General features: G+C 66.6%; 25 protein-coding genes. 8 read left to right on the top strand and 17 right to left on the bottom strand.

Features of this window, described 5'->3' with window-relative positions; genetic code table 11:
- Positions 1 to 25 precede the first annotated feature (25 nt).
- From AC1MDG_RS07115 to dxr, 5 genes are all read right to left on the bottom strand, one after another.
- Positions 26 to 319 carry a YciI family protein gene (locus AC1MDG_RS07115; RefSeq protein ID WP_043480071.1) on the bottom strand — a complete coding sequence of 98 codons (294 nt, stop codon included), beginning with the start codon at positions 317 to 319 and terminating at the stop codon, positions 26 to 28.
- Positions 320 to 361: 42 nt separating this feature from the next.
- Positions 362 to 910: a hypothetical protein gene (locus tag AC1MDG_RS07110; RefSeq protein WP_479808361.1), complete on the bottom strand. Its 549-nt coding sequence runs from the start codon at positions 908 to 910 to the stop codon at positions 362 to 364.
- Complete coding sequence (locus tag AC1MDG_RS07105) at positions 907 to 1,581, bottom strand: hypothetical protein (RefSeq protein WP_043480068.1); 675 nt, start codon at positions 1,579 to 1,581, stop codon at positions 907 to 909. Before AC1MDG_RS07105 ends, AC1MDG_RS07110 begins: the two co-directional genes overlap by 4 nt.
- Before the next feature lie 105 nt (positions 1,582 to 1,686).
- On the bottom strand, positions 1,687 to 3,018 hold the full coding sequence (locus tag AC1MDG_RS07100) for a M50 family metallopeptidase (protein WP_479808360.1): 1,332 nt from the start codon (positions 3,016 to 3,018) through the stop codon (positions 1,687 to 1,689).
- Between the two features lie 18 nt (positions 3,019 to 3,036).
- Positions 3,037 to 4,221 carry a 1-deoxy-D-xylulose-5-phosphate reductoisomerase gene (dxr, locus tag AC1MDG_RS07095; protein ID WP_043480064.1) on the bottom strand — a complete coding sequence of 395 codons (1,185 nt, stop codon included), beginning with the start codon at positions 4,219 to 4,221 and terminating at the stop codon, positions 3,037 to 3,039.
- Between the two features lie 88 nt (positions 4,222 to 4,309).
- Between dxr and AC1MDG_RS07090 the strand changes: the two genes are divergently transcribed.
- Positions 4,310 to 5,782 (top strand): lipase maturation factor family protein, encoded by a 1,473-nt coding sequence (locus AC1MDG_RS07090; protein ID WP_479809040.1) that lies wholly within the window; start codon positions 4,310 to 4,312, stop codon positions 5,780 to 5,782.
- Here the strand turns inward: AC1MDG_RS07090 and AC1MDG_RS07085 are convergent.
- Both AC1MDG_RS07085 and AC1MDG_RS07080 read right to left on the bottom strand, forming a co-directional pair.
- Positions 5,774 to 6,460: a response regulator gene (locus tag AC1MDG_RS07085; protein ID WP_479808359.1), complete on the bottom strand. Its 687-nt coding sequence runs from the start codon at positions 6,458 to 6,460 to the stop codon at positions 5,774 to 5,776. The two genes, AC1MDG_RS07090 and AC1MDG_RS07085, sit on opposite strands and share 9 nt — an antisense overlap.
- A complete protein-coding gene (locus tag AC1MDG_RS07080; protein WP_479809039.1) occupies positions 6,457 to 8,037 on the bottom strand; it encodes a sensor histidine kinase in 1,581 nt (526 codons plus the stop codon). The genes AC1MDG_RS07085 and AC1MDG_RS07080 overlap by 4 nt, the downstream gene beginning before the upstream one ends.
- A 267-nt stretch (positions 8,038 to 8,304) precedes the next feature.
- Between AC1MDG_RS07080 and AC1MDG_RS07075 the strand changes: the two genes are divergently transcribed.
- From AC1MDG_RS07075 to AC1MDG_RS07060, 4 genes are read left to right on the top strand one after another with little or no spacing between them, the layout of a single operon-like run.
- Entirely contained in the window at positions 8,305 to 9,312 is a 1,008-nt protein-coding gene (locus AC1MDG_RS07075) for a Bug family tripartite tricarboxylate transporter substrate binding protein (protein ID WP_043480059.1), read from the top strand.
- Positions 9,309 to 9,821 carry a tripartite tricarboxylate transporter TctB family protein gene (locus tag AC1MDG_RS07070; RefSeq protein WP_479808358.1) on the top strand — a complete coding sequence of 171 codons (513 nt, stop codon included), beginning with the start codon at positions 9,309 to 9,311 and terminating at the stop codon, positions 9,819 to 9,821. Before AC1MDG_RS07075 ends, AC1MDG_RS07070 begins: the two co-directional genes overlap by 4 nt.
- Complete coding sequence (locus AC1MDG_RS07065; RefSeq protein WP_479808357.1) at positions 9,821 to 11,440, top strand: tripartite tricarboxylate transporter permease; 1,620 nt, start codon at positions 9,821 to 9,823, stop codon at positions 11,438 to 11,440. The genes AC1MDG_RS07070 and AC1MDG_RS07065 overlap by 1 nt, the downstream gene beginning before the upstream one ends.
- A 58-nt stretch (positions 11,441 to 11,498) precedes the next feature.
- Positions 11,499 to 11,891 (top strand): universal stress protein, encoded by a 393-nt coding sequence (locus tag AC1MDG_RS07060; RefSeq protein WP_479808356.1) that lies wholly within the window; start codon positions 11,499 to 11,501, stop codon positions 11,889 to 11,891.
- A 97-nt stretch (positions 11,892 to 11,988) separates the two neighbouring features.
- Here AC1MDG_RS07060 and AC1MDG_RS07055 read toward each other — a convergent pair whose 3' ends face one another.
- The 7 genes from AC1MDG_RS07055 to AC1MDG_RS07025 form a co-directional block, all read right to left on the bottom strand.
- A complete protein-coding gene (locus tag AC1MDG_RS07055) occupies positions 11,989 to 12,822 on the bottom strand; it encodes an HpcH/HpaI aldolase/citrate lyase family protein (protein ID WP_479808355.1) in 834 nt (277 codons plus the stop codon).
- Complete coding sequence (locus AC1MDG_RS07050) at positions 12,819 to 13,409, bottom strand: MaoC family dehydratase (protein WP_479808354.1); 591 nt, start codon at positions 13,407 to 13,409, stop codon at positions 12,819 to 12,821. The genes AC1MDG_RS07055 and AC1MDG_RS07050 overlap by 4 nt, the downstream gene beginning before the upstream one ends.
- Positions 13,406 to 14,173, bottom strand: coding sequence for a CoA transferase subunit B (locus AC1MDG_RS07045; RefSeq protein ID WP_479808353.1), 768 nt, complete (start codon positions 14,171 to 14,173; stop codon positions 13,406 to 13,408). The genes AC1MDG_RS07050 and AC1MDG_RS07045 overlap by 4 nt, the downstream gene beginning before the upstream one ends.
- 2 nt (positions 14,174 to 14,175) lie before the next feature.
- Entirely contained in the window at positions 14,176 to 15,015 is an 840-nt protein-coding gene (locus AC1MDG_RS07040) for a CoA transferase subunit A (RefSeq protein WP_479808352.1), read from the bottom strand.
- 71 nt (positions 15,016 to 15,086) lie between these two features.
- Complete coding sequence (locus AC1MDG_RS07035; RefSeq protein WP_479808351.1) at positions 15,087 to 16,250, bottom strand: acyl-CoA dehydrogenase family protein; 1,164 nt, start codon at positions 16,248 to 16,250, stop codon at positions 15,087 to 15,089.
- 66 nt (positions 16,251 to 16,316) lie between these two features.
- A complete protein-coding gene (locus AC1MDG_RS07030; RefSeq protein ID WP_479808350.1) occupies positions 16,317 to 18,554 on the bottom strand; it encodes an acetyl/propionyl/methylcrotonyl-CoA carboxylase subunit alpha in 2,238 nt (745 codons plus the stop codon).
- A 6-nt stretch (positions 18,555 to 18,560) separates the two neighbouring features.
- Positions 18,561 to 20,168 carry a carboxyl transferase domain-containing protein gene (locus AC1MDG_RS07025; protein ID WP_479808349.1) on the bottom strand — a complete coding sequence of 536 codons (1,608 nt, stop codon included), beginning with the start codon at positions 20,166 to 20,168 and terminating at the stop codon, positions 18,561 to 18,563.
- 156 nt (positions 20,169 to 20,324) lie between these two features.
- Here AC1MDG_RS07025 and AC1MDG_RS07020 point away from each other — a divergent pair, with 156 nt between their 5' ends.
- Positions 20,325 to 21,002: an SACE_7040 family transcriptional regulator gene (locus tag AC1MDG_RS07020; RefSeq protein ID WP_479809038.1), complete on the top strand. Its 678-nt coding sequence runs from the start codon at positions 20,325 to 20,327 to the stop codon at positions 21,000 to 21,002.
- A gap of 70 nt (positions 21,003 to 21,072) precedes the next feature.
- Here AC1MDG_RS07020 and AC1MDG_RS07015 read toward each other — a convergent pair whose 3' ends face one another.
- The 3 genes from AC1MDG_RS07015 to pdhA are packed head-to-tail and all read right to left on the bottom strand — an operon-like array spanning position 21,073 to position 24,646.
- On the bottom strand, positions 21,073 to 22,449 hold the full coding sequence (locus tag AC1MDG_RS07015) for a dihydrolipoamide acetyltransferase family protein (protein WP_479808348.1): 1,377 nt from the start codon (positions 22,447 to 22,449) through the stop codon (positions 21,073 to 21,075).
- An 8-nt stretch (positions 22,450 to 22,457) separates the two neighbouring features.
- Positions 22,458 to 23,468, bottom strand: coding sequence for an alpha-ketoacid dehydrogenase subunit beta (locus AC1MDG_RS07010; protein ID WP_390250876.1), 1,011 nt, complete (start codon positions 23,466 to 23,468; stop codon positions 22,458 to 22,460).
- On the bottom strand, positions 23,468 to 24,646 hold the full coding sequence (gene pdhA / locus AC1MDG_RS07005) for a pyruvate dehydrogenase (acetyl-transferring) E1 component subunit alpha (protein ID WP_479808347.1): 1,179 nt from the start codon (positions 24,644 to 24,646) through the stop codon (positions 23,468 to 23,470). The genes AC1MDG_RS07010 and pdhA overlap by 1 nt, the downstream gene beginning before the upstream one ends.
- Before the next feature lie 196 nt (positions 24,647 to 24,842).
- Here pdhA and AC1MDG_RS07000 point away from each other — a divergent pair, with 196 nt between their 5' ends.
- The gene (locus AC1MDG_RS07000) at positions 24,843 to 25,316 is read left to right on the top strand and encodes an Lrp/AsnC family transcriptional regulator (RefSeq protein WP_043480040.1); all 474 of its coding nucleotides are present in this window, start codon (positions 24,843 to 24,845) and stop codon (positions 25,314 to 25,316) included.
- A 120-nt stretch (positions 25,317 to 25,436) separates the two neighbouring features.
- Positions 25,437 to 26,321 (top strand): hypothetical protein, encoded by an 885-nt coding sequence (locus tag AC1MDG_RS06995; RefSeq protein ID WP_479808346.1) that lies wholly within the window; start codon positions 25,437 to 25,439, stop codon positions 26,319 to 26,321.
- Positions 26,322 to 26,362 lie beyond the last annotated feature (41 nt).

Raw genomic sequence — 26,362 nt, 5'->3', positions numbered from 1 at the left:
ATTCGATGGTGTGTGATGCCGGCGGCTAAGCGGCGTGCCCGGCCAGGAGGCCGGTCACCGGGTCCCATTCGGTGGTGCGCGTGCCTGCGATGACGTCGGCCGAGGCGTAGGGATCCTGCTTGAGGATGCCGTTCAGCGCATTTTCGTCTGCGGCCTTGAAGATCAGCAACGCACCGGCGCCGTCACCGTAGGGTCCGCTGGCCAGGAGCGCGCCTTCACGGGCAAGCCCGGCAGTCCATTCGCGGTGTGCCGGACGGGCGGCGTTCCGTGCTTCGGTGGACTCGGCGGCGTATACGTACTCAACAGCAAAAACAGTCATACGGATACCCTATCGCCATGCCCGCCCGAGTATGTATCCGGTTCAGCCAAGGAAGAGGATCCTGGCGAGGGCGGCAACGCCGGCGGCCCACAGCATGGAGGTCAGCGTGCCGATGATGAACCTCTCGGCGGCAACGGGAGTCTCCTTCAGCTCGGCGAAACGCCCCAGGCCCTTGATGGCCACCACATACGCGATCGCCACGGGCTGGCCCGCCAGGATGGCCAGGCACACCGCCAGCCGTTCCAGGACGCCGATAATGGCTCCGCCGCGCAGGATCCGCGTGGTGGGCGCCGGCGCCGCTGCCGCACCTTTCGGAGCCTTTCCGGATCCGCCTCCGGTTTCGCCGGCGGCAACGGTGATCTCGGCGTCGACCGCTCCCCCGTCCGCTGGTTCCGGGTGGGCGTCCGCCTTGTCCACCGTGACATCCGCGGCGGGGTCGTCAGCGGACCCGTCGGCAGCGCGGTCTTCGGCGGCCTTGGCAGCGTCCGCCCTGTCGTCAATGGTCCGGGCCAGCCGGAACACCAGTGCCGTGACCGGCCAGCCCGCGAAACCTGCCGTCAGCAGGGCGAGCGTAATCCAGAGAGCGTTCACCTAAGTCCTTCCAGCACTGCATCGCGGGCCAGGGCCAGGAGCATTTCGGCGGCAGGCCTCGCCGCCCATTCTTCCTGCCAGCCGGATCTCAGGACGGCGCGGCTCACCGATTGCTCCGTGATTCCGAGTTCTGCGGCCGCAAGCTTCTGGCTGCCGTGCCTGGCTGACGCGTCATGCTGCAGCCTGCGGAGGGCGTCCACCACTTTCCATTGGGCCTCCGTGCGTTCCTGCACCAGCCGGCCAATGAGTCGCAGGACAGCCTCGGCGTTCGCGCAGGCCCTGAGGCCGGGCCCTGCCTCAGGCGTGGCCGCTCCGCCGCGGCGGAGTCCGCCGGAAACTACGGACAACGGCACGTGGGCAGCCGCGGACTTGGCCTTTTCAACCGCCCGCCGGGCAGCCACGAAGGCCGCCCCGGATCCTTCCCGCGGGCTCGCCGGCAACGGCAGGTCGACAGCACCGACTCCGATTCCCACGTACCACCGGCCGCTGCGCAGGCAGTGGAGGGCGATGTCCACGACTTCCGCCGGCTTCTCGACGACGCCCTGGACTTCATCGCCGACGGAGCGTTCGAACCTGCCGGCGGAGGAGAGCCGGTGCAATTCTGCCAGGAGGCCGGGCACACGGTCCCGGTCCCCTGTGCTGCCCCGCTGGTCGATGGTGAGCACGTACATGCGACAACCATAATCGACTGATTATCTATTATCAATCGTTTTAAGCTGATTTATAAAAATCAGTCGAAAAGAGCTGACTAATGGAAAGAAGCCGTTGAGCGCTGATTATCCGAACAGGTTGACGGGCTTGACGATGTCCGCGTAAATCAGCAGCGCACTCATGCCCATCAGCAGCGCAGCCACCACGTAGGTCACGGGCAGGAGCTTGGCGATGTCGAAGGCTCCGGGGTCAGGCCGGCCAAACAACTTGGCCAGCCGCCGCCGGGCTCCCTCATACAGAGCACCTGCCACGTGACCGCCGTCCAGCGGCAGCAGCGGGACCAGGTTGAACACCGCCAGCGCGAAGTTCAGCCCGGCCAGCAATCCCACCAGCGCGGCGAGCCTGGACTGCAGCGGAACCTCCTCCATGGCGGCAACCTCGCCCGCGACCCGGCCCACACCCACAACGCTGATGGGGCCGTTGGGATCGCGCGGCTCTTCGCTGAAGGCCGCCTTGGCAACGCCCACCACGCGAGCGGGCAGATTAAGGACGACGCCGGCAACCTGCCGGATGTTCTCCCCCGCCATGGGCAGGACGGACGACGCCGGCTGGGCAACCAGCGCTGTTTGGGCGCCGATCCCCAGGAAGCCGACTTCCTGGTACTGGAGGGTTCCGTTTGAATCAGTCGCCTGCCGGCCGTCGGCGCCGACGACAGGCCGGGCAGAAAGCACCGGGGTCACCGTGGTGGTGACAGGCGAGCCGTTACGCTCCACGGTGATGCTGACTTCCCGGCCTGCGGAGGCCCGGATCCAGCCGGTGAGTTCATCCCAGCTGGTGACGGCTTTGCCGTCGAAGGACGTAATGGTGTCGTTCGGTTTGAGTTGCGCCGCAGCCGCGGGGGTGAGCTTGCAGTCGGCGGAGTCCGGGTCCACGGTTTCCCCGGCCTTGACCTGGCACTTGGAAACGTCCGCGATAGTGGTGGTGGGGGTGCTGATCCCGAAGCCCATCAGCAGCACGGCCGTCAGCGCCACGCCGACTAGCAGGTTCATGGCGGGGCCGCCAAGCATCACGATGACTTTCTTCCACACCGGAAGCCGGTAGAAGACCCGCTTCTCGTCACCCGGCCCCACTTCCTCGTGGGCCATGGAACGCGCCTCGGTGGCGAGGGTCTGGAACATCCCGGTGCTGGAAGGCCGCACCGTGCCGTCGTCCTTGTTCGGCGGGTACATGCCGATCATGGACACGTAGCCGCCCAGCGGGATGGCCTTGACGCCGTATTCGGTCTCGCCCTTGCGCTTTGACCACAGGGTGGGACCGAAACCGATCATGTACTTGGTGACGCGCACCTTGAACAGTTTGGCCGGAACGAGGTGGCCCACCTCATGGAGCGCAATGGAGAATGCGATGCCGATCGCCACGAAGACGACACCGAGGATGAAGAGAATGACGGGACTCATGCTTAGATCTGCTGCTTCCTAGAGACTGCTCACTGCTAAACGTTCGTGGGTGCGCGCTCGTGCCCACGCTTCAGCATCCAGCACGGACTCAACTGTCAGCCCGGAAGATCCTGGGTGTTCGCTGAGTACCGCTTCGATGGTATCCACAATGTCCGTGAACCGGATCCGGCCGGAGTGGAAGGCCATCACGGCCTCTTCGTTGGCGGCGTTGAAAACGGCGGGGTAGGTGCTCCCCTGCCTGGCGGCGTCCTTGGCAAGGCTGACGGCCGGGAACGCCTCCACATCGAGCGGTTCGAAGGTCCAGCTGGTGGCCCGGGTCCAGTCGCAGGGCGCGGCCGCCTTCGGCACCCGGTCCGGCCAGCCCAGGCCGAGGGCGATGGGCAGGCGCATGTCCGGCGGCGAGGCCTGGGCGATGATGGAGCCGTCCACGAACTGCACCATGGAATGGACCACGGACTGCGGGTGGACCACCACGTCGATGCGGTCCAGCGGGATGTCGAACAGCAGGTGCGCCTCGATCACCTCCAGCCCTTTGTTTACCAGACTGGCCGAGTTGGTGGTGACCATCAGGCCCATGTCCCAGGTGGGGTGCGCGAGGGCATCCTGCGGCGAGACGTTATGGAGTTCCTCCCGGGTCCTGCCGCGGAAGGGCCCCCCGGAGGCCGTGAGGATGAGCCGGTCCACCTCGGCCGCGGTCCCGGAGCGCAGGCATTGCGCGATGGCCGAATGCTCGGAGTCCACCGGGACGATCTGGCCGTCGCGGGCGGCCGCCTTCACCAGGGCGCCGCCGACGATCAACGACTCCTTGTTGGCCAGCGCAAGTGTGGCTCCGGATTTCAGGGCAGCCAGCGTAGGTGCCAGGCCGATGGAACCGGTGATGCCGTTGAGCACCACATCGGCTTCGATCTCCGCGATCCGGGTGGACGCGTCCGGCCCGGTGATGATTTCGGGACGGTAGCCCGCCAGCCCGGCCGCCCGGGCGGCGTCGTCGATCAGGTCCTGCAGGGCTGCGGCGTCACCGCTGGCCGTACCAACGGCCTTGGCCTTCGTATGGACGGCCTGGCGGGCCAGGAGCTCCAGGTTGCCGCCGCCTGCGCTCAGTGCCACAACCTCGAAAAGGTGCGGGGCGCCGTCGACGACGTCAATCGCCTGGGTGCCGATGGAACCGGTGGATCCGAGGAGAACGATTCTGCGTGGCTGCATCCGTTAAGTATCCCGCACGTCAGCGCACCCGCCGGCGGTAGAGCCTTGGGACATTGACGCCGTGCACGGCAGGCGTAACGTGAACAACGTGGAATGGGCCGCCTGGTTCGACGCGCCGGAGTATGAATTCGCCCGGCAGGTGCTGCAGCGCGGCATTGCCATGCTCTTCTTTGTGGCGTTCCTCTCCTGCCGCAACCAGTTCCCTGCGCTGCTCGGTGAGCGCGGCCTGCTTCCGGTGCCGGACTACTTGGACAGTTTCAGGCGCCGCCGCCGTCCCAGCCTGTTCCTCTGGCGCTACTCGGACCGCCTGCTGCGCGTGGTTTGCTGGGGCGGGATGGCTATTTCGGCCACACTCGTCCTGGGGCTTCCGCAACTGGGACCGCCATGGCTGCCGATGATCGCCTTCCTGGCCCTCTGGCTGCTGTACATGTCGATCGTCAATGTGGGCCAGACCTTCTACGGGTTCGGCTGGGAGATGCTGCTGCTGGAGGCGGGCTTCACGGTGGCGTTCCTCGGCTCGGACCAGACCCCGCCGCCGCGGACGATCCTGATCCTGCTGGCGTGGCTGCTGTTCAGGCTTGAGTTCGGTGCCGGGATGATCAAGATCCGCGGAGGCAGCGAGTGGCGCGACCTGACCGCGCTGTATTACCACCACGAGACGCAGCCGATGCCGGGTCCGTTGAGCCGGCAGGCACACCTGCTGCCCAAACCGCTGCACCGGATGGAGGTCCTGGGCAACCACTTCGCCCAGCTGGTGGTGCCGTTCTTCCTCTTCGCCCCACAGCCGCTGGCCGGCATCGCCGCGGGCATCATCATCTTCACCCAGCTATGGCTCGTGGCGAGCGGAAACTTTGCCTGGCTGAACTGGATGGCCATCCTGCTGGCCTTCGCCGCAGTGAGCGATCCGGTGGCCCACGCCGTTCTTCCCGTCATCCCGCTGGACTGGCATGCGTATGGCGCTGCGTCCGGTGCCGGCGGCACGCAGGCCCCGGTGTGGTGGCTCACCGTCGTGCTCGCCGTGACGCTGCTCCTGCTGGTGCTCAGCTACTGGCCGGCCCGGAACCTCCTCCAGCACCGGCAGCTGATGAACGCCAGCTTCAACCGCTGGCAGCTGGTGAACACCTACGGGGCATTCGGCACGGTGACAAAAATGCGGATCGAGATCGTGGTGGAGGGCACCCTCGACGACGAGCCGGACGACGACGCCGACTGGCGGGAGTACGGTTTCCGCGGTAAGCCGGGCGACGTCCGCCGGCTGCCCCGGCAGTGGGCTCCCTACCATCTCCGGCTGGACTGGCTCATGTGGTTCCTGCCCTTGCGCACCGTCCACGAGGAGTGGTTCTACGCTTTCCTGGCCAAGCTGCTGGAAGCCGACCGTGCTGTGCTGCGGCTCCTGCGCAAGGACCCGTTCGACGGCGCGCGCCCCCGGTGGGTGCGCGTCCACAGCTACCACTACCGCTTCGCGAGCCGGGCGGAACGCCGCGAGACGGGGCAGCGCTGGATCCGGACCCTGCTGTATGAGGCCATCCCCCCGTTGTCCCTTCCGCCTGCGTCACGCTGACTTGAGCTCGTAGCGGCGCTCGGGACGGCCCGCGCCGTACTTGAGGTGAACGTCAACCCTCGCCTCATCGTGGAGGTACTCGAGGTAACGGCGTGCGCTGACCCGTGACGTGCCCAGCAGGTCCGCGACTTCGGCCGCCGACAGATCCGCTGCTGCGGACTCCAGCACGTCCACCACCCGGCTGAGTGTTTCCGGGCTGCACCCTTTGGGGAGGCGGTTTTCCGTCCGTTCCCCGCGCTCGGTGCGCTCCAGCCCGAAGACCCGGTTGACGTCGGATTGCTCGGCGACGTCCTTGGCAAGGTCCAGGCCCTGGTATGCGCTGCGATAGTGCTCCAGCCGCTCCTGCAGGTCCGCCTGCGAAAACGGCTTGATCAGGTAATGGACGATCCCGCCGCGCAGCGCCCGGCGGACGGTTTCCACCTCGCGGGCCGCGCTGATCACCAGTACGTCCAGTTCCGGCGCCGTTTCCCGCAGCCTGGCCATGAGGTCCAGGCCGTTGATGTCGGGCAGGTGGATGTCCAGAAGGACCAGGTCAGGCTGCAGGCGTGCGGTTTCCGCCACGGCCTGGGCTCCGGTGTGCGCAACCCCGACGACGGTGAAACCCGGCGTGCGCTGGATGAAGCCGGCGTGGACTTTCGCCACCATGAAGTCATCATCGACGATCAGGACGTTGATCATGCCCGGGTACCCTTTCCTGTCTTTAGCCTCGCCGTAAAGACGGCGCCGCCGTCGTTGGCCACTGCAAGGTCTCCGCCGCTCCGGCGGCAGACCACCCGCGAGAGTGCCAGGCCGAAACCCCGGCCGCCGGCCGGGCCGGGCTGCTTGGTACTGAATCCCTGCCGGAAGATCTCATCGGCCGCTGCGCCGTCAACGCCCGGCCCGGTGTCCCTGACAGTCACCACCACTTCCTCGCGGCTGTCCTCGACGAGGACCCGGACCGACGCTTCCGCGGCTCCCGTGACGGCGTCGAGCGCGTTGTCCACGAGGTTCCCCACAACGGTGGTCAGGTCACGCGAGAGCTCATCGCCCACCGGCGAGAGTGACGACGCGGGGTCCAGTTGCAGCGGCACGCCCCGTTCCGCCGCAAGGCTTGATTTGGCGATCAGCAGGGCGGCGAGCGCCGGGTCCTGGATGCGGCTGGTCACATCATCGTTCAGGCGCGTCCGGTCCACCGCGACTCCGTTGACGAACTGCACCACGGAATCGTACTCGCCGATTTGGATCAGCCCCGAAATAACGTGCAGCTGGTTGGCGAACTCATGGGCCTGCGCCCTGAGCGTGTCCGTTGCCGTCCGTGTTGTGCCCAGTTCGCGTTCCAGGGATGAAAGCTCCGTCCGGTCACGCAAAGTGGCCACAGAACCCATCACCCTGCCCCTGGAACGGATCGGCACCCGGTTCAGCACCACCAGGCGCTCCCCCACCAGCACCATCTGGTCCTGCCCGGGCTGCTCGCCGGTGAGGACTTCCTTAAGCGCCGGTTCCACGGGCAGTCCGGCCAGATCCTTGCCCACGCAGTCGGCCGGCAGGCCCAGCAGCGCCCGGGCACTGTCGTTGGCCACGGTGATCCGTCCGTGGAGGTCCAGCGCCACCACGCCTTCCTTGAGTCCGTGCAGCATCGCCTCGCGGTTCTCCACCAGGCCCGAGATTTCGCTGGGCTCCATGCCGAGGGTCTGGCGCTTAACCCTGCGCGACAGAAGCAGGGAGCCGGCAACCCCCAGGACGCTGGCCACCCCCAGATAGGTCAACAGGTTGGGGACGGCATCCCCCAGCCGCTCCCACGTGGACGGGTAGTTCCGGCTGATGGACGCAATCCCGATCATGGTCCCGGAGTCGTCAAGGACCGGGACGTGGGCTGAAAGCACGGGCGTGGCCGTTCCGCCCACCACGCCGGTCCAGGCCCGGCCTTCCATCACCCGGCTCGCACCGAGTTCCAGGGGCCGGCCCAGCAGTCCGGGGTCCGACGACGCCACCACGGTGCGGTCAGACCGGGCGAGTGCCACCTGCGCGGACCCGGAAACGGTGCGTACCGACTCGGCGACGGCGGACAGTGCCGCACTTCCGCGCGGTTCGGCCGAGGGAAGCAGCGCGCGGACGGCGGGATTGCTGCCCAGCGCCTCAGCCGCGGACAATGCGCGGCGCCCCTCGATCCGCTCAAACGCGGCGGCCGACTGGGCCAGGGATATGGCGACGACGGCGACGAGGACAGCCAGGACAATCAGCAACTGCAGGACCAGGTACTGCCCGGCGAGGGACATTCCTCTTCGTCGAGTCACTGTGGTTCTTTCCTCTGGTGGGTGGGGTACCGGAACTATACCCCAGCGCACCCTGCCGGACGGACGCGCAGCCGCTCCCCCGGGACGGCGTCCGGAGCGTCCGGTAAGACAGCGGAAACGTGAACGAAATGAACTTAACTTTCTCTGCGTACACAAGAGTGATGCCTGTCACTTCCACGCCTAGCATCAGAGCACCGGTCAGTTTTGCTGACTAGCGTTACCAAGAACTTTACTGAGAAGAGGAACACCATGCGCCAGAACCGCGCATTGCGAATTGCCGCCGTCGCCGCCGGCATCGCCCTGATGGCCACCGGTTGCGGTGCCACCGGCAAAAGCTCCACGAGCGGCAGCTCCAGCGCCGCTGCCGGCCCCGTCACCGGGCTGCAGATCCTGGTCCCGAACACGCCCGGCGGCGGCTACGACACCACCGCGCGTGCCGCCGCGAAGGTTCTCGACGACGAGAAGATCGCCACCAACACCGAAGTCTTCAACCTCGCCGGTGCCGGCGGCACCGTTGGCCTGGCCCGCGTGGTCAACGAAAAGGGCAACGGCGACCTCACCATGCTGATGGGCCTGGGCGTGGTGGGCGCCAGCTACACCAACAAGTCCGCGTCCAAGCTGACGGACACCACACCGCTGGCCAAGCTCATTGAAGAGCCCGGCGCCATCATGGTCAGCAAGGATTCGCCCTACAAGACCATCGACGACCTCGTGAAGGCCTGGAAGGCCGACCCGGGTTCCATCGCCGTCGGCGGCGGCTCCTCACCGGGCGGCCCGGACCACCTGCTGCCCATGCAGCTCGCAGGAGCCGTGGGGATCGACGCCACCAAGGTCAACTTTGTTTCCTACGACGGCGGTGGCGACCTGCTCCCGGCCATCCTCGGCAACAAGCTCGGCTTTGCTGCCTCGGGGGCCGGTGAGTACCTGAAGCAGATTGAATCGGGCGAGGTCCGTGTGCTGGCTACCAGCGGCGCGGAGCGGCTGGACGGCGTTGACGCCCCCACCCTTAAGGAATCCAACATCGACCTGGTCTTCACGAACTGGCGCGGCATCGTTGCCCCTCCGGGCATCAGCGACGCCGACAAGGCAGCCCTCATCGCAGCCATCGAGAAGATGCACGGTACCGCTGCCTGGAAGGAGACGCTGAAGACGCACAGCTGGACCGACGCTTTTGTCACCGGTGACGAATTCAAGACCTTCCTGACGGAGCAGGACAAGCGGGTGGCGGACGTCCTCACGAAGCTTGGCTTGGCGTGAGTTCCTCACCAACGGTGGCCTCACGGCTCAAAGGCCGCTCCGAGCTGGGGGTCGCCCTCCTGCTCGGGGCGGCCGGGGTCCTGGTCTTCCTCGACGCCTACGGCCTGGCGACACCCTATTCCAAGTCGGACCCTGTGGGTCCCAAAACGGTTCCCTTCATCGTGGCCGGCCTGCTCGTCGTCTGCGCCGTGCTGCTGGCAGTGAATGTACTGCGCGGCGGCAAGGGCGAGGCGGAAGGCGGCGAGGACGTTGACCTGGCGCACCCAGCGGACTGGAAGACCGTACTCCCCCTGGTGGGCGCCTTCGTCGCGAACATCCTGCTCATCGACTGGGCCGGCTGGGTGATTTCCGGAACCGTGCTGTTCTGGGGCAGCGTATGGGCCCTCGGCGGACGGCACTACGTCCGCGACGGCCTCATTTCCCTGGCCATGTCCATCCTGACCTTCTACGGCTTCTTCCTGGGCCTTGGCATCGCATTGCCCGCGGGCTTGCTGGAAGGGATTCTCTAATGGACGTCTTCTCCTCCCTCATGGACGGTTTCGCCACCGCGCTGACCCCCATGAATTTCCTCTACGCCGTCATCGGCGTGGTCCTCGGCACCGCCGTGGGAGTCCTCCCGGGCCTTGGCCCGGCCATGACCGTGGCCCTTTTGCTTCCGGTCACCTACGCCCTGGAGCCCACCAGCGCCTTCATCATGTTCGCCGGCATCTACTACGGCGGCATGTACGGCGGCTCCACCACCTCCATCCTGCTCAACACACCCGGCGAGTCGTCATCGGTGGTCACCGCCATCGAAGGCAACAAGATGGCGAAAGCCGGGCGGGCGGCACAGGCTTTGGCCACAGCCGCCATCGGTTCCTTTGTGGCCGGCACCATCGGTACCACGCTGCTCGCCGTCTGCGCGCCGATCGTGGTCCAGTTCGCCGTCAGCCTGGGCTCACCCAGCTACTTCGCGATCATGGTGCTCGCCCTGCTGGCCGTCACCGCCGTGCTGGGGTCCTCCCGGCTGCGCGGGTTCGCGTCCCTGGGCCTGGGCCTGGCAATCGGCCTTGTGGGCATGGATTCGGTCACCGGCCAGCAACGCCTCACTTTCGGGATGCCGCTCCTGGCCGACGGCCTTGACATCGTGGTGGTGGCCGTAGCCATCTTCGCCGTCGGAGAGGCACTGTGGGTGGCGGCTCACCTGCGCCGCACTCCGATGAACATCATCCCTGTCGGACAACCCTGGATGGGCAAAGACGACTGGAAGCGGTCCTGGAAACCCTGGCTCCGCGGTACAGCATTCGGTTTCCCCTTCGGAGCACTCCCCGCGGGCGGCGCCGAGATCCCCACCTTCCTGTCCTACGTCACGGAGAAACGGCTCTCCAAGCACCCCGAGGAATTCGGCCACGGGGCCATTGAGGGCGTTGCCGGACCGGAAGCCGCCAACAACGCCGCGGCAGCGGGCACGCTGACCCCCATGCTTGCCCTGGGCCTTCCCACCAACGCCACGGCCGCCGTCATGCTGGCAGCATTCACGTCCTACGGCATCCAGCCCGGGCCGCAGCTGTTCGCCAGCGAGGGGCCGCTGGTCTGGGCGCTGATTGCCAGCCTCTTCATCGGCAACTTCCTGCTCCTGATCATCAACCTTCCGCTGGCACCGGTCTGGGCGAAGCTCCTGCAGCTCCCGCGGCCGTACCTCTATGCCGGGATCCTGTTCTTTGCCACGCTGGGCGCCTATTCGGTGAACCTGCAGGCGTTTGACCTGGTCATCCTGCTGGTGCTTGGCGCGCTGGGCTTCATGATGAGGCGCTTCGGACTGCCCGTGCTGCCGCTGATCCTGGGCGTGATCCTGGGGCCGCGCCTCGAAGGCCAGCTACGCAAGACCCTCCAGCTCAGCGCCGGCAATCCGGCCGGTCTGTGGAGCGAAGCGATTGCCGTCGGGATCTGGGTCATCGTGGCGATCATCCTCCTCTGGCCGCTGCTGCTCAAGCTGATCCGCCGGAACCGCCCGGCGCGCAGCTCACTGCTTCCCGCCACTTCCGGCGCAACCGAACCGCGGGAAGTTAGCGGCAGCGTCAGCCACGCCAGCCACCGTGCCGACGGTTCGTCCGGCGACGGCCACAGCGACGGCCACGGCGACGGTTAGTCGGGCCCGGCCACACGATGACCCAGTGACAAACAAGTACAGCTAACAAGGAGCAACCATGACGATCGTGGTGGGATACGTCCCGACACCCGAGGGCGAAGCAGCGCTGGCCCAGGCCATCGCCGAGGCGCGGAAAAGCAACAGCAGGCTGCTGGTCATCAACTCCTCGAAGGGTGATGCGCTGGTGGATAACCGGTACGCACAGGAACCTGAGATCCAGAGCATCGAGGACCGGCTCGCTAACCAGGGCATTGACCACGTGATCACGCAGCCCGTTCGGGGCCATGATGCGGCCCTGGAGGTACTGGATGCCGCGGAGGAGCACCATGCCGATCTGATTGTGATTGGCCTGCGCCGCCGCACGCCGGTAGGCAAGCTGATCCTGGGGAGCACGTCCCAACGGATACTGCTTGAGGCGGACTGCCCGGTGCTGGCAGTGAAGGCCGGGTAACGCCTGACGGCAGTCCATGACCGGAGCAGCACGGAAAAGCCGCAGGCCGGGAGTCCAACGACTCCCGGCCTGCGGCTTTTCGTCTCGAAACGCGTTGCTAGCGGCCGGCCCGCCGCAGGGTGGATTCCGCGTGCTTGAGGATGGGGCCGTCAATCATCTTTCCGTTGAACTGGAACACGCCGCTGCCGGCAGCAGCGGCGGCCGCCAGGAGTTCCCTGGCCGCGGCGACGTCCGACTCCGCAGGGGCGTACGCTTCCCGGACCACGGACACCTGGCTGGGGTGGATGCAGGCCTTTGAACCGAATCCCGAGGCGACGGCGTCGCGTGATTCAGCTGCCAGCCCGTCAAGGTCCGGAATGTTGACGTACACCGCATCGATGGCTTCCTTGCCGAAGGCCCCGGCCGCGAGCAGCACCGTGGACCGGGCATGCAGCGCCACCGCCCGGTAGCCGCCGTCGTCGTTCCTGCTGGAGGTCCCGCCCAGCGACGCGAGCAGGTCCTCGGCACCCCACATCAGGCCCACCACGTTGGGTTCGGCGGCGATGGCTGCGGCGTTCACCATCCCCAACGCGGTTTCGCACAACGCTATGACGCTGTAGTCCTCCAGCGCCTTGAGCTGGCCGGCGTTTTCGGCCTTGGCCAGCATCACGTGGCGGTACGGGGTGTGCTTGAGGCAGTGCAGGTCCTTCTCGAACTCTTCCGTGCCGGCCGGGTTGATCCGGATGATCGTCCGGCTGGGGTCCAGCTCCGGAACGTCGCCGGTGGCGCCGAGCTGGGCCAGGATGGCGCCGCGGGCGCGTTGCTTGTCGGCAGGAGCGACGGCGTCTTCCAGGTCCACGATCACGGCGTCGGAACGCTCCGCGGCCTTTTGGTATCGCTCGGGACGGTCGGCGGGGCAGAAGAGTAGGGCGGGACCCATCAGGAAAGTCATGCTTTGATTGTCCCCTTTTCGGCGGTTTCTTTCTGCGCGGTTTCTTTCTGCGCGGCATCTTTCTGCGCGGCAGCGTGCGCCTCGCGCGTCCACATCAGGCAGCTCCGCGACGCCAGGGCCACCACCACGCCGTCCTGGTTCCGGCCCGTATGCTGCATGGTCACGATTCCCTGCCCCGGCCGCGACGCCGACATCCGCTTACCGGTGATGACCGTCTCCGTATAGAGGGTGTCGCCGTGGTACAGCGGATGCGGAAAGGACACGTCGGTCAGTCCCAGCTGCGCGATGATGGTGCCTTGGGTGAGCTGCGGAACGGACTGCCCCACCACCGTTGCCAGGGTGAACATCGAGTTCACCAGCCTCTGTCCGAACGGCTGGCCGGCGCTCCAGGCAGCGTCGAGGTGCAGCGCCTGCGTGTTCATGGTCATGGTGGTGAACAGGACGTTGTCCGTCTCGGTCACCGTCCGGCCCGGGCGGTGGGCGTAGACCACTCCTTCCTCCAGCTCGTCGAAGTAGAGGCCCCGCTGTTCAACGACGCGGGGGCTGCCGGTGGGTGAGTCCGTCGAAACCCCGTCGGCAGTGGTCATACGGTCAGTTCCTGGTCCTCTTCGAACAGTTCCGCACCCGTGGCCGCGGCGACTTCCTCGGCCGTCACGTTCGGGGCCAGTTCGCGCAGGACGAGCCGGGAGGAACCGCCTTCGGTGACGACGTCGATCACGGCGAGGTCGGTGATGATCCGGTCCACGCACCCCTTCCCGGTGAGGGGCAGGGTGCACTGCTGCACGATCTTGGGTTTTCCGTTGCGATCCACGTGCTCCATCATCACGATCACCCTCTTGGCGCCGAAGACCAGGTCCATGGCGCCGCCCATGCCCTTGACCATCTTTCCCGGAATCATCCAGTTGGCGAGGTCCCCGTTCTGGGCCACTTCCATGGCACCGAGCACGGCAACGTCCACATGGCCGCCGCGGATCATGCCGAACGAGGCGGCGGAGTCAAAGAACGCGGCGCCCTTGTTCACGGTGACGGTCTCCTTGCCGGCGTTGATCAGGTCCGGATCCACCTGGTCCTCGCCGGGGTACGGCCCCACGCCCAGGATGCCGTTCTCCGAGTGCAGCACCACTTCGATGTCCGCCGGGATGTAGTTGGGGATCAGCGTGGGCATCCCGATGCCGAGGTTGACGTACTGGCCGTTCCGGAGTTCGCGGGCCACCCGGGCGGCCAGCTCATTCCGGGTCCAGCCCTTCGTTTCGGGGCTGGTGCCCTCGGGATGTCCGACGGCGGACCGCCGGTATTCGTGGCGGACGGCTTCGGGGCGGGGCGGGGCACCCGGGGTGCTGTTCGATTCCACGGCTATGCTCCTGTCTGGTGGGATGCTTGGTGGTCAGTTGCTTGCTGGGCAGTTGCTTGCTGTCCGGACCCTCGGGACGGGTTGCCGTCGGCGGACACCGCGACCGTCCGCTTTTCGATGCGCTTCTCGCCTTGGGGTGCGAGGACAACCCGCTGGACGAAGATGCCGGGAACGTGAACATGCTCGGGATCCAGCTCGCCCGGCTCCACCAGTTCTTCAACCTCGGCGATGGTGATTCGCCCTGCCATGGCGCACAGCGGGTTGAAGTTCATGGCCGTGGCGTGGAAGACAAGGTTCCCGTGCCGGTCGCCCTTCCAGGCGTGGACCAGGCCGAAATCCGGGGTCAGCGATTCCTCCAGCACGTAGTCGGCGCCGTTGAAGGTGCGGACCTCCTTGGGCGCCGAAGCGATGGCGATGGTGCCATCGGCGTCGTACTTCTGCGGCAGGCCGCCGTCGGACACCTGGGTTCCCACACCGGCAGGCGTGTAGAACGCCGGGATGCCGGCGCCGCCGGCGCGGAGTTTCTCGGCGAGCGTGCCCTGCGGGGTGAGGACCACCTCGAGTTCCCCGGAGAGGTACTGCCGGGCAAATTCCTTGTTTTCCCCGACGTAGGAGCTGATGGTGCGGCGGATCCTGCCGTCCTTCAGCAGGATCCCGAGCCCCCAGTCGTCCACGCCGCAGTTGTTGCTAACGGTTTCCAGGCCAGTGGTTCCGTGCCGGTGGAGGGCATCGATCAGGGCAACCGGGATGCCGCACAGTCCAAAACCTCCGACGGCGAGCGAGGCACCGTCGGGGATGTCGGCAACCGCGGCCTCGGCACTGGCAACAACCTTGTCAATCATCGTCGATCCTTCCTGGTTTGCTCCCTGTTTCGCTCCCTGTTTTGCTCCCTGCGGGGCTCTTTGGCGGGAAGCTAAAGGCCGAGTTCGCGGGCGATCAGCATCAGCTGGACCTCCGTGGTGCCCTCCCCCACTTCAAGGATCTTGGAGTCGCGGTAGTGCCGTGCCACGGTGAATTCGTTGATGAAGCCATAGCCGCCGAACACCTGGGTGGCGTCCCGCGCGTTGTCCATGGCTGCCTCACCTGCGACCATCTTAGCGATGGCCGCCTGGGTCTTGAACGGCTTGCCGGCCAGCATCCTGGCGGCGGCGTCGTAGTAGGCCAGCCGGGCGGTGTGGGCCCGTGCTTCCATGCGGGCGATCTTGAACGCGATGGCCTGGTACTTGCCGATGTTCTGCCCGAATGCGCTGCGTTCCTTGGCGTATTTCACGGACAGGTCCACGCAGCCCTGTGCCGCTCCCGTGGCAAGCGCCGCGATGGCGATGCGGCCCTCGTCCAGGATGGACAGGAAGTTTGCGTAGCCGCGGCCCTGCTCGCCGAGGAGGTTCGCCTCCGGCACATGGACGTCCTTGAGGGTGAGCGGGTGGGTGTCCGAGGCGTTCCAGCCCACCTTGTTGTAGGCCTTCTCCGCCTTGAACCCGGGCGTGTTGGTGGGTACCAGGATGGTGGAGATCTCCTTCTTGACGCTGCCGTCCTGCCGCTCGTGCTTGGCGGTTACAGCAGTCACGGTGACCAGGCGGGTGATGTCCGTCCCGGAGTTGGTGATGAATTCCTTGTTGCCGTTGATGATCCACTCACCGCCCTCGAGCCGGGCGGTGGTCTTGGTTCCGCCCGCGTCGGAGCCGGCCTCGGGTTCTGTCAGGCCGAAGCCGGCGAGCGCCTTGCCGGAAGCCAGCGAGGGCAGCCATTCCTCCTTCTGGGCGTCGGTGCCGAACCGGTAAACGGGCATGGCGCCAAGGGAGACGCCGGCTTCCAGTGTGATGGCCACGGACTGGTCCACCCGGCCCAGCTGCTCCAAGGCCAGCGCCAGCGCGAAGTAGTCCCCGCCCATGCCGCCGAACTCTTCCGGGAACGGCAGGCCGAAGAGCCCCATGTCCGCCATCTGGGAGACGACCTCGTAGGGGAAGCTGTGTTCCGCGTCGTGTCTTGCGGACACGGGGGCCACCACTTCGTCGGCGAATTCGCGGACGGTGTTGCTGAGGTCCTGGTATTCCTCGCTGAGCTCAAAATCAGCCATGTTGGGACTTCCTTGTCTTAACGCTGTAACGGTCTGTTTGATGTATTGGGTGTTGCCGCGGGGATGCTATTCCGCCGCGCCCATGGCGATGACGGATTCCTCCACCGCGTCCTCCGCTGCGTTCTCCGCCGTAGGCAGTTCGGCCGCGGTGGCGGGGTGGACGGTGGCAAGCACCTGGTCTGCCTTGACCAGGTCGCCGGACCGGACGCTGATGTGGACCGTGCCGTCGAGCGGCGCCGTGAGCTGGTGTTCCATCTTCATGGCCTCCACTGAGAGCAGGACCTGGCCGGCCTGCACGGTGGCGCCGTTGCCGACGTTGACGGACACCACGGTGCCGGGCATCGGCGAGCGCACGGCCGGGTCAGTGGCGCCCTCCTCGCGCTCGATCGCCGCCAGGACCCGGGCCAGCCGGGCCTCGCGGCTGAGCACTTCGAGGCGGCAGGACCAGCCCTCGTTGCCGAGGAAGAGCTCTGTGGGCGCCCCGGGGGTTGGGTTGTCCCAGCCCGGGGTGACGGGACCGGTGTAGACCGGTGCCAGGGAGTAGCCGCGCACTTCACCGTCGAGGGTCACCTCGACGTAGCTTCGCGCGAGGAACTTCAGCGACGCCGTGCAGTGACGCCCATCGCCGAGGGATACGAAGACCGGCCCCTCGGCCACGCGGCCGGTCACGCCCACAGTTCCGATGCCGCCATCGGAGGTTCCCAGGCTGACCATCCGAGGCGCATGCGTGCCGAGACGCCAACCGTCACGGCGCTGCCAGGGTCCCGCCGACTCGAGCGGATTGTTCTGCGCATCCATAGCCACGGCGTACAGTCCGGCCGCCGCGAGCTCGAAATCGCCCACCCGCCGGAAGCTGAAGTCCGGCATCTTGCGTTCGATCAGCCCGGTGTCGAGGCGCCCGGCCCGGACGTCGGCGTCGTTGATGAGCAGGCGCAGGTATTCGACGTTGGTATCGATGCCTAGCGCGGTGTACCCGGCGAGCGCCCCGTCCAGGGTGTCCAGGGCGGCAGTTCGGTCCTTGCCCCAGGCGATCACCTTGGAAATCATCGGGTCATAGCTTGAGGAGATCTCAAGGCCCTGAACAAGAGCCGAATCGACGCGCACGCGGCCGCCTGCCGTCTCGACTTCATTGCGGGCGGGGGCGCTGGGCCGCTGCTTTGGGCCCGGAACTTCGTCGAGCTGGAGCACTGTCCCCGTGGACGGCAGGAAGTTCCGTTCCGGAATTTCTGCGTAGACGCGCGCTTCCACTGAGTGTCCGTTAAGCACGACGTCGTCCTGGCGGACGGTGAGTTCCTCACCGGCGGCGATCCGGACCTGCCATTCGACGAGGTCGATTCCGGTGACCATCTCGGTGACCGGGTGCTCCACCTGAAGTCGCGTGTTCATTTCCATAAAAAAGAACTCGTCGGGGGCGTTGTCCGAGACCAGGAACTCCACGGTGCCTGCGCCGCTGTAGTTGACGCTGCGGGCAGCGTTGCAGGCCGCCTCGCCGATCCTCGCTCGGACGGCGGCGCCGTCGGGCAGGGATTCCAGCAGCGGGGACGGTGCTTCCTCGATGACCTTCTGGTGGCGGCGCTGCAGGGAGCACTCGCGCTCCCCCAGGTGGATGACGTTTCCATGGTTGTCCGCCAGGACCTGGACCTCGATGTGCCGCGGGGTGCTGACGAGCCGCTCAAGGAACAGGGTGTCGTCGCCGAAGGCGCTGGCTGCGACCCGGCGGGCCGTGGCCAAGGTGGCTTCCAGCTCCTCGGGACGCTCGACAATATGCATGCCCTTGCCGCCGCCCCCGGCGGAAGGCTTGATCAGCAGCGGGAAGCCGACGGCGGCCTCAATCAGCTGAGCGTCCGTCATGCCGGGTTGGGCGATGCCCGGCACCACGGGAACGCCGTAGCCGGTCACGTGGTTCTTGGACCGGATCTTGTCCCCCATGACATTGAGCGACTCGACGCCCGGGCCGATGAAGGTGATCCCCGCTTGTTCCAGGGCGCGGGCGAAGTCGACGTTCTCGCTCAGGAAGCCGTAGCCCGGGTGCACGGCCTCGGCGCCGGTCTCACGGCACGCCTGGATGATGGCCTCGATCTTGAGGTAGCTTTCGGCCGCGGCCGCCGGGCCGATCCGGACGGCAAGGTCCGCTTCGCGCACGTGGCGGGCACCGGCGTCGGCGTCACTATAGACGGCCACTGACCGGATGCCGAGGGAGCGCAGGGTGCGGATCACGCGGCAGGCGATCTCGCCGCGGTTGGCGACGAGTACGGCGCCGAACAGCGGCTTCGGGGAAGGCGTTGTCGGAGAAGAAGTAGTCACAGGGGCTCACATCCGGAACAGGCCGAAGGAGGTCTCCGGCAGCGGGGTGCGGGAGACGACGTCGAGCGCCAGTCCCAGAACAGTGCGGGTGTCCGCGGGGTCGATCACGCCGTCGTCCCAGAGGCGGGCGGTGGAGTAGTACGGGCTGCCCTGGTCCTCGTACTGCTGTCTGATGGGTGCCTTGAAAGCTTCCTCGTCGGCAGCGGACCATTCCTCGCCGCGGGCCTCGTACTGGTCCCGCTTGACCGTGGCGAGCACGCCGGAAGCCTGGTTGCCGCCCATCACGGAGATCCGCGACGCCGGCCACATCCACAGGAATCGCGGCGAGTAGGCCCGCCCGCACATCGAGTAGTTGCCTGCACCGAAGGATCCGCCGATCACCACTGTCAGCTTGGGCACGCGCGCCGTGGCGACAGCGGTGACCATCTTGGCACCGTTCTTGGCGATGCCGCCCTGCTCGTAGTCCTTGCCGACCATAAAACCGGAGAGATTCTGCAGGAAGATCAGCGGGATGCCGCGCTGATCGCAGAGTTCGATGAAGTGGGCGCCCTTCAGGGAAGATTCGCTGAACAGCACGCCGTTGTTGGCCACGATGCCCACCGGGTGGCCGTGCAGCTTCGCGAAGCCGGTGACCAGGGTGGTGCCGTAGTTCTTCTTGAACTCGTGGAAGCGGCTGCCGTCCACCAGCCGGGCGATCACTTCCCGGACGTCGTACTGGGCGTTCACGTCCGTGGGAACGGCACCGTACAGCTCGCCCTGGTCCGCAACGGGCTCGACGGCGGTGTCCACCTCCCAGGCGGGACCGGCCGGCCGCGGCAGGGTGGAAACGATGTCCCTGACGATCTGCAGGGCATGTTCGTCGTTCTCGGCCAGGTGGTCAGTGACGCCTGAAATTTTCGAGTGCACCTCGCCGCCGCCGAGTTCCTCCGCCGTGACGATCTCGCCGATCGCGGCTTTAACAAGCGGCGGGCCGCCCAGGAAGATGGTGCCCTGGTTGCGGACGATCACTGTCTCATCGCTCATGGCCGGCACGTAGGCGCCGCCGGCGGTGCACGAGCCCATCACGGAGGCGATCTGCGGGATTCCTGCCGCGGACATCTTCGCCTGGTTGAAGAAAATCCGGCCGAAGTGCTCCTTGTCCGGGAAGACTTCGTCCTGCTTCGGCAGGAAGGCCCCGCCGGAGTCCACCAGGTAGATGCAGGGCAGCCGGTTCTCCAGCGCGATTTCCTGCGCCCGAAGATGCTTCTTCACCGTCATCGGGTAATAGGTGCCGCCCTTGACCGTTGCGTCGTTGGAGATCACCAGCACCTGGCGGCCGTGGACCAGGCCGATCCCGGCAATGACGCCGGCCCCGGGCGAGTCGTCGTTGTACATGCCGTTGGCGGCGAGTGGCGCGATCTCCAGGAAGGGACTGCCGTCGTCGAGCAGCTGGTCGATGCGCTTGCGCGGCAGGAGTTTGCCACGCGCCACGTGCCGTTCCCGGGACTTCTCCGGACCGCCGAGCGCGGCGGTAGCGAGGCGCTCCTTCAGCTCGCTGGCCAGCCTCAGCTGGGCCTCGCGGTTCGCGGCGAAGGCGTCGCTTGACGCGTCCACCTGGCTGGCGATTGTCTCCATTGACTGCTTCCGTTCCCGGACGCCTTGGCGAGGCCGTCCTGAGCGATTCGGTTAGTACCGCATAACTGAGATTTAGGTTAGTCTCTATTAACTGTGATGTCCAACACGCGCTTGCATTGCTAGGATTTGCAGTTCCAAGGAGGAAATGTGCCGATCATCGAGCGCGACCCGACACCCCAAAACAGCCCGGCGGGCCAGCGGGCCCAGGCAACCGAACGCAGCCAGGCGACCCAGCGCAGCCAGGCCAAGGAGAGCCGGCGCCAGGCGTTGCTGTCCTCAGCGGCCGCCCTCTTCGCGCTCAACGGCTTCAACCGCGTTTCGTTGGAGGACCTGGGCGCCGCGGCAGGCGTCAGCGGCCCCGCCGTCTACCGCCACTTCGCCGGCAAGCAAGCCGTTTTGGGCGCACTGTTGCTCAGCGTCAGCCAGGAACTGCTCGACGGCGGCCGCCGGGTGGTGGCGGACGCCGGTGATCCCGCCGCAGCGCTGGCCCGCCTGGTTCAGTTCCATGTTGACTTCGCCCTGAGCAATCCCGACGTCATCCGCGTCCAGGACCGCGACTTCAGCAACCTCTCCGATGACGACCAGGCTGCAGTGCGCACCCTGCAGCGGAACTACGTGGAGCTTTGGGTGGAGGTGCTGCAGGAGCTGCATGCGGGTACGGATGCCGCCGAGCTGCGGATGCGCGCCCACGCCGCCTTCGGCCTCATCAACTCCACCCCGCACTCGGTCCGAAGCCACGGCCGGAAGGTCGCGGTCAAGTCGGCCCGCCCGCTGCTGGAGAGCATGGCCCTCGCCGCCCTCATGGTGACGGCCAGCCCCGTTCCCGGCGGGTAGGCCGGGACAAAGCTGCCGGCTGCCCGTTCCCTCAGAACGGACAGCCGGCAGTTTTGGTGCAATGGTCCGCCTAGACCATTGCCAGCACCATTCCCGGGTCGGCCAGGATCGCGCCAATGTCCGCCAGGAAGCGCGACCCCTGTTCCCCATCCACCAGCCGGTGGTCGAAGGAGAGGCTGAGGGTCATGACCTGGCGGAGTGCCACCTCGTCCTTGTACTCCCAGGGCATCTTCCGCACGGCACCCATGGCGAGGATGGCGGCTTCGCCGGGGTTGAGGATCGGTGTGCCGGCGTCGATGCCGAACACTCCGATGTTTGTGATGGAGATGGTGCCGCCGGAGAGCTCGGCCGGGCTGGTCTTGCCGGCGCGGGCAGTCTCGGTCAGGGCCGTCAGCGCCGCGGACAGCTCCGTCAGGGACATGCTGTGGGCGTCCTTGATGTTCGGCACGGTCAATCCCCGGGGAGTGGCCGCGGCAATGCCCAGGTTCACATAGTTGTACTGCACGATCTCCTGGTTGGCGTCGTCCCACCGCGAGTTCAGCGACGGCTGGCGGCGGAGGGCGACCAACAAAGCCTTGGCCACGAGTGTCAGCGGCGTCAGCTTGAAGCCCTCAAATGCGCGGCCGGCCTTGAGCCGGGCCAGCAGCTCCATGGTGGGCGTGACGTCGATGGTCAGGAATTCGGTGGCGTGCGGCGCGGTGAAAGCGCTGGACACCATGGCGGCGGCGGTCAGCTTTCGGACGCCCTTGATGGGTGTGCGCGTTTCGCGTTGTTCCGGCGTTGCGCTGGCGGTGCTGCCCGCTGCCTCCGCGCCGGCCAGGGCCCGGGCCGCGGTTGGCAGGTCTCCCCCGCCCACGAAGTTCCGCACATCGTCGCGGGTGATCAGCCCGCCGGCGCCGGTACCGGTCACCGCCGTGAGTTCAACCCCAAGGTCCTTGGCCAGCTTCCGCACGGGCGGCGTGGACCGCGGGCGCTCGGCGGCAGGTGCGGGGGCCGGGGTCCGGGTTTCGACAGGCTCAGCCACCGGCGCAACCGGCGACCGGGTTTCGACAGGCTCAGCCACCGGCGCAACCGGGGCAGCGAATGTGCGCGCACGCCTCGCCGGTCGGCCCGAACCTTCGACGACGGCGCCGTACCCCACGAGGTTGGGTTCCCTCTTGGCGGTCTCCACCGGAGCCGGACCTCCTGCGGAGGGGGCGCCGTCGTCGCCTTCAACCTCGAAGGAAACGATCGGCTTGCCGACCTCCACCACGGTTCCCGGCTGCTCGTGGAGGGCCGTGATCACACCGGCGAACGGCGACGGCAGTTCGACGACGGCCTTGGCCGTTTCCACTTCCGCAATGACCTGGTTCAAGGCCACGGTGTCGCCCACAGCAACTTTCCAGCTGAGGATTTCCGATTCCGTGAGCCCTTCGCCGAGGTCCGGGAGCCTGAATTCCTTGATCATGGCGGCGCTCATCCTTCCAGCCCGCTGAGGGAGTTGGGACGGCCCAGGGCACGGTCCACACCGTCGAGAATTCTGTCCAGGCCCGGCAAGTGGTGCATTTCAAGTTTCGAATAGGGGTAAGGGATGTCGAAACCGGTGATCCGGACGGGGGCCGCTTCCAAGTGGTAGAAGCAGCGTTCGGTGATGCTGGCGGCCACTTCGGCTCCGAGCCCGCCCGACTGGCCGGCCTCGTGTGTGATCACCAGCCGTCCCGTCTTGCGCACCGAGGCCTCCAGGGTGGCGAAGTCCACCGGGGCCAGCGAGCGCAGGTCGATGACCTCGACGGAGACGCCTTCATCGGCGGCTGCCAGGGCAGCGTCCTTGGCGGTTTTGACCAGCGGGCCGTAGGCGACGAGCGTCACGTCCTTGCCCTCGGTGACCACGCGGGCCTTTTCCATGGACAGGGCGGTGGCTGGATCGATCGACTCATCCACCTCGCCTTTATCGTGGTAGCGGCGCTTGGGTTCGAAATACAGTACGGGATCGTCCGAGGCAATCGCCTGCTGGATCATGGTGTGGGCATCCTGCGGGTTTGACACGCTGACCACCCGCAGGCCGGACGTGTGGGTGAAGTACGCCTCAGGAGACTCTGAATGGTGCTCCGGGGATCCGATGCCGCCGCCGAAGGGGACGCGTACGGTGATGGGCATCTTGACGGCGCCCTGGGTGCGGTAGTGGAGCTTGGCCACCTGGGACACGATCTGGTCGAAGGCCGGATAGATGAACCCGTCGAACTGGATTTCCACCACGGGCCGGTAGCCGCGGTAGGCCAGGCCGACGGCGGTGCCCATGATGCCGGACTCGGCGAGCGGGGTGTCCACAACACGGTGCTTGCCGAAGTCCTTTTGCAGGCCGTCGGTCACGCGGAAGACCCCGCCGAGCGTGCCGATGTCCTCGCCCATCAGGATGACCTTGGGGTCGTTTTCAAGGGATTTGCGGAGGCCGGAGTTGATGGCCCGGGCAAAGGTCATCTGCGTCATCAGCGAGCACCTTCTTCTGAGTTGGCGGCTGCGGGATCGCCGAAGGACGCCAGGTAGCGGGAGTAGTGGTCCTCCTGGCGGTCCAGCCAGGAGTTGGGGGTGCTGTAGACGTGCTTGAAGATGTCCAGCGGTTGCGGGTCCGGCATGTTGATGCAGCCGGCCCGCATGTCCCTGGCCACGGCGTCCGCTTTGGCGGCCACCCTGGCCTCAAGCTCCTCCGTCAGCAGGCCCTTGCGTTCCAGCAGGCCCCTGACCCGGGCAATCGGATCCTTGGCGGCCCAGTCCTCCAGTTCGTTGGCATCCCGGTACCGGGTGGGGTCGTCGGCAGTGGTGTGCGGGCCCATCCTGTAGGTGACTGCCTCTATGAAGGTGGGGCCGCCGCCGTGGCGGGCCCGTTCCAGTGCCTCGCGTGTGGCCGCCATGACTGCGAGGACGTCATTGCCGTCCACCCGGATGCCGGGAATCCCGAACCCCGCAGCGCGGTCGGCGATCCTGATGTGGGACTGCAGGCGGACCGGCTCGGAAATGGCCCAGTGGTTGTTCTGGCAGAAGAAGATCACCGGGGACTGGAAGCTGGCGGCGAAGACCATGGCCTCGTTGACGTCGCCCTCGCTCGTGGCGCCGTCGCCGAAATAGGTGATGGCCACCGAGTCTGCCCCGTCATTTTGGATGCCCATGGCATAGCCGGTCGCGTGAAGGGTTTGGGCTCCGATGATGATCTGCGGTGTGGCCATGTTGACGGTGTAGGGGTCCCAGCCCGCCGACGCGTTGCCACGCCACACCTTGAGGATGTCGCTGAGGTCCACGCCGCGGCAGTACGCGACGCCGTTCTCGCGGTAGCTGGAAAACACGAAGTCGTCGTCGCGGAGCGCCCTCGCGGAACCTATCTGCGCGGCCTCCTGGCCCAGCAGCGGCGGCCAGAGGCCGAGCTCGCCCTGGCGCTGGAGAGCGGTGGCCTCGGTGTCGATCCGCCGGATGACCACCAGGTCCTCGTACAGGGACCCGAGCTGTTCATCACTGACGTCGCGGACCCAGGCGTCGTACTGCGGGTGGCTGACGCGCTCACCACCGGGTGTGATCAGTTGGACCAGGTTCTCCCTCGCCCCGCCGTGATGTCCTGCACTGTTGTCCGGGCCATCGGTGACGTTGCCGCCCTGACCCAACTCGTCTGTAAACACAGTTGCACGCAACCTTCATACGTCGTGTCACCGGCGCTCCAGGAACTCGTGATCCCCGTGCACGCCAGCCGCCCGGGCGCCGTTGCCCCGGATAATTGTGACCATACTCACAATGCTCATTGGGTACAACCACTCCAGAAAAAACTGAGCAAAATGCACTGTCCTAGGGTCAGCTGTCGTGCTAGCCTTGCGCATTATGCAAGCTTTGGATGGCACTGACACTCGGCTCCTTTCCGCCCTCGCGAAGGACCCGAAACGGACGGTGGTGGCGCTGGCGCAGAAGCTTGGGCTCTCCCGCAATACCGTGCAGGCCCGGATGGCCCAACTGGAAAAAAAGCACGTCTTCCTCTCCTTTGAACGGCGGATCAGTCCGGCAGCCCTTGGATATCCGCTGATGGCATTCATCTCGGTCCACGTCCAGCAGCAGAAACTCGGCCAGCTTGCCGTGGACCTGGCCGGCATCCCGGAAATCCTGGAAGGTTACGGACTGACCGGCTCCGCGGACCTCCTCCTGCGTGTGGTGGCGCTGGACGCCGAAGATCTTTTCCGCATCAATGGCAAGATTTTGGCCTGCGAAGGAGTGGACCGGACGGATACGGCGCTCGCCATGGGAGAGCTGATCCCGTTCCGGATCCAGCCGCTGCTCGAGCGCGGCCCCGCGGAGGGGTAGGGTTTCGCGGCCGGCTGAGGGGCGCCGGGGTTATAGGCTGGGTCGAGTTGAACGAATCGCGGCCCAGAACGGCCCGTGCAATCAGGCAGTGGCCAGGCCGGCTGCCGGAAAGGCTTGATCTTGAGCAATCCTCAGGAACCGTACCAGCCTGCCGAACCGGGCGCGGGCGAACGGCGCCGGCGGCAGCAGCCTCCTCCCGTCCCGCCGAACGCGGCCCCTCAACCGGGAGTCCCGGAACAGCCGCCGCTCCCGGCGTATGAACCCTCGGGCCAGCAGCCGCCCGCTCCGCACTATGGCTCCCCCGGACAGGAAGTCCCGGGACACGGAGTTCCCGGACACGGGGTTCCCGGACAGCCGGCGGGCCCCCACTACGGCGAACCGCAGTATGGGCAGCCACAGCACGGGCAGCCACAGTACGGCCCTCCCCCGTCCGCGGATCCCGGCACAGGATACCCGCAGCAAGGAATCCCGCAGAACGGCCAGCCGCAGCTCGGCCACCCGCAGTACGGCGGGGCGCCCTACGGCGCGCCGGCCGTCCCAGGGCCCTATGGCGTTCCCGGCCAGCGGCCACCGGCCAGGAGCCGCAAGAAACTGTGGATCATTCTGGGCATTGTGGGTGGAGTGGCGCTGCTCGCCGTCGTGGGAGTGGTGCTGCTGGTCAACGTGGTGGGCGGCGCAACGGCCAAAGCCAAGGGTCTGGCGGAGGATTTCACCCGGCTCGTCATTGCCGGGGACACCGACACCGCATATGACGACTTCCTCGACCCGGCCCTGCAGCAGAAGCTCTCCAAAGAGGAATTCGCCGCCGGAGTCCAAAGCCTCGAACTGGACGAAACTTGCAAGCCGACGTACAACGACTTCAAGGTGAGCAGCGAGAACGGCAACAACGCTGCCGACGTCGCCGGGATCATCAGCTGCCCGAGCAAGGAAGTAGACCTGGCTTACCGTTTCGACGGCAACAAGGACATGAAGATGATCAACATCAAACTGCGGCCGAGGGCCTGAACGCCGGCTACCTGAGAACAGCAGGACACAAGAGGAGCTCC

The sequence above is a fragment of the Arthrobacter sp. AIWTK1 genome, from assembly GCF_056680535.1.
This window is presented reverse-complemented; position numbering and strand designations above follow the sequence as displayed.

What these genes read in the sequence shown, in the direction of transcription:
- AC1MDG_RS07115 (WP_043480071.1), bottom strand. Translation starts at nt 319, where the DNA reads ATGACTGTTTTTGCTGTTGAGTACGTATACGCCGCCGAGTCCACCGAA.
- AC1MDG_RS07105 (WP_043480068.1), bottom strand. Translation starts at nt 1,581, where the DNA reads ATGTACGTGCTCACCATCGACCAGCGGGGCAGCACAGGGGACCGGGAC.
- AC1MDG_RS07100 (WP_479808360.1), bottom strand. Translation starts at nt 3,018, where the DNA reads ATGAGTCCCGTCATTCTCTTCATCCTCGGTGTCGTCTTCGTGGCGATC.
- dxr (WP_043480064.1), bottom strand. Translation starts at nt 4,221, where the DNA reads ATGCAGCCACGCAGAATCGTTCTCCTCGGATCCACCGGTTCCATCGGC.
- AC1MDG_RS07085 (WP_479808359.1), bottom strand. Translation starts at nt 6,460, where the DNA reads ATGATCAACGTCCTGATCGTCGATGATGACTTCATGGTGGCGAAAGTC.
- AC1MDG_RS07080 (WP_479809039.1), bottom strand. Translation starts at nt 8,037, where the DNA reads ATGTCCCTCGCCGGGCAGTACCTGGTCCTGCAGTTGCTGATTGTCCTG.
- AC1MDG_RS07075 (WP_043480059.1), top strand. Translation starts at nt 8,305, where the DNA reads ATGCGCCAGAACCGCGCATTGCGAATTGCCGCCGTCGCCGCCGGCATC.
- AC1MDG_RS07065 (WP_479808357.1), top strand. Translation starts at nt 9,821, where the DNA reads ATGGACGTCTTCTCCTCCCTCATGGACGGTTTCGCCACCGCGCTGACC.
- AC1MDG_RS07060 (WP_479808356.1), top strand. Translation starts at nt 11,499, where the DNA reads ATGACGATCGTGGTGGGATACGTCCCGACACCCGAGGGCGAAGCAGCG.
- AC1MDG_RS07055 (WP_479808355.1), bottom strand. Translation starts at nt 12,822, where the DNA reads ATGACTTTCCTGATGGGTCCCGCCCTACTCTTCTGCCCCGCCGACCGT.
- AC1MDG_RS07050 (WP_479808354.1), bottom strand. Translation starts at nt 13,409, where the DNA reads ATGACCACTGCCGACGGGGTTTCGACGGACTCACCCACCGGCAGCCCC.
- AC1MDG_RS07040 (WP_479808352.1), bottom strand. Translation starts at nt 15,015, where the DNA reads ATGATTGACAAGGTTGTTGCCAGTGCCGAGGCCGCGGTTGCCGACATC.
- AC1MDG_RS07035 (WP_479808351.1), bottom strand. Translation starts at nt 16,250, where the DNA reads ATGGCTGATTTTGAGCTCAGCGAGGAATACCAGGACCTCAGCAACACC.
- AC1MDG_RS07025 (WP_479808349.1), bottom strand. Translation starts at nt 20,168, where the DNA reads ATGGAGACAATCGCCAGCCAGGTGGACGCGTCAAGCGACGCCTTCGCC.
- AC1MDG_RS07015 (WP_479808348.1), bottom strand. Translation starts at nt 22,449, where the DNA reads ATGATCAAGGAATTCAGGCTCCCGGACCTCGGCGAAGGGCTCACGGAA.
- AC1MDG_RS07010 (WP_390250876.1), bottom strand. Translation starts at nt 23,468, where the DNA reads ATGACGCAGATGACCTTTGCCCGGGCCATCAACTCCGGCCTCCGCAAA.
- AC1MDG_RS07000 (WP_043480040.1), top strand. Translation starts at nt 24,843, where the DNA reads ATGCAAGCTTTGGATGGCACTGACACTCGGCTCCTTTCCGCCCTCGCG.